1 protein-coding gene and 1 pseudogene are annotated in these 1,507 nt (G+C 68.4%); both read right to left on the bottom strand.

Annotation, left to right across the window (positions count from 1 at the left end):
- Positions 1-1,058 (bottom strand): C45 family peptidase (locus P3H15_RS53900; protein ID WP_276144806.1); only part of this gene is annotated, 1,058 nt, incomplete at its 3' end.
- 72 nt (positions 1,059-1,130) lie between these two features.
- Positions 1,131-1,507 (bottom strand): annotated as a pseudogene (locus P3H15_RS53895) (carboxylate--amine ligase); the annotation flags it as partial.

The raw sequence follows: 1,507 nt of genomic DNA, 5'->3' as shown, positions 1-1,507 counted from the left end.
TATGCGGATGGTTCGTTGTGCTGGGGTGGCGTTTTCCATCCTGGTTCGATCCAGGGTTGGTGGTTCGGTAGGCCGAGGCAGAAGCGCGCCGTCGGTGCGGTGGTGCCGAACTCGAAGGCGACTGCGCCGAATGTTTGCGTTCGGCGGTCGTGCCCGGGTATGACGCACAGGGGTGCGGTGCGGTCGCCGAGAAGGCGCTCGGCGGCGGTGCGGTCCCGGACGGACCTCACGCTTGTTTCGAGGAAGTCGAGGCGAACTCGGGAATCGGCGATCCGTCCCTGCCTCTGTAATTCCTGTTCGGCGTCGGGGTCGATGTCGTTGTTCGCTAACGGGTGGTTGGTGTGCAGTAGCACCGGTGACCGCGGCAGGCAACTGGCAATGACTGCGGTAGAGGAACATTCGATACCGTGAAGGCCGCGTGCATCCGCCACCGCGTAGTGTTGGCCGCTCGCGTGCGAGATATGGTGCAGAAAGTTCACTGCCTCCGTGCGCGAGGTGGCGGTGAGTGCGCCGCGGATCGCGGCGGCCACCGGCAGACCGGCGCGGTTGTGGCGCAGCATGCCGAGCGCGTTCACGCATACCGCGATCCCGGCTGCGTTGATCCCGGTCAGCCCGATCATTCCCGCGGAAGTCAGTACCAGCGCTTCCGGGCCGGCTTCCGGACGGACGCGCAGAACGATTTGGGAGCCGTCCATGAAATCGGGCAGGTCCATGTTCTGGGCGAGGAACACACCATCGGTGTCGGCTCGTCCGAGGACACTGCAGCCGAGTTCGAGATGTTCCCGGTGCACCCACCACTGTTCGTCCATGAAGTTGTACGCGAGGATCTCCGCGAACGGGACGCCCGCTGCCTCGGCGATACCGCGCATCTCCTCGGCCAGGTCGGGTACGGCGGCCTCGACCGCGGCGCGCAGTCCCGTCGCCGCCAGGTGCTGACGACTGTGGGCGCTGGTACCGGCGCGCCATCGAGCCAGGGTGGTGTGGATCACGTCGCGGGCCTGCTCACCGTGGGCACGCCCACGCGCCCGACCCGTTCCGGCGCACTCGACGACCGTCATCACGCCTCCACCCCATACTCTCGACCGTCATGTGACACAGCGCCGTCACCGAGCCGACCTCGCCACCCCAGGTCAGCTGACCGCTCCGTTCGTCAGCAGGTCGACGACCGCCGCCAGCGTGCCGGCGCGCGCGAACTCGGCGCGTTGCTTCTCCGCCCCCGTCCCCTCCCGCAGGACGGTGTCGAGGCCCGATTCGAGGAAGGCCCGATCGCTCGCACCCAGTCCCGGGGCTACGCACGCGCCCAGCAGTTCCAGCTGCCGGCGGATCGGCAGGGACCGATCGGTCGCCGGGCTGGTGCATTCGCCGTCGAGACCGTCCCGGGCCGCACGCCACAACTGCGCCCGCAGCAACTCGGCACGCAACCACGGCACCGTGTCGCCGTCCCTGATCGACCGCAGCGCCCACCCGACGAGGCCCTTCACCACCACCGCGTAGAGCGCCGCGTGCG

It is taken from the genome of Rhodococcus sp. T2V (assembly GCF_029269925.1).
GTDB lineage: Bacteria > Actinomycetota > Actinomycetes > Mycobacteriales > Mycobacteriaceae > Rhodococcus_F > Rhodococcus_F koreensis.
The sequence above is the reverse complement of the archived record's forward strand: the minus strand, read 5'-3'. Positions and strand labels throughout refer to the sequence as shown.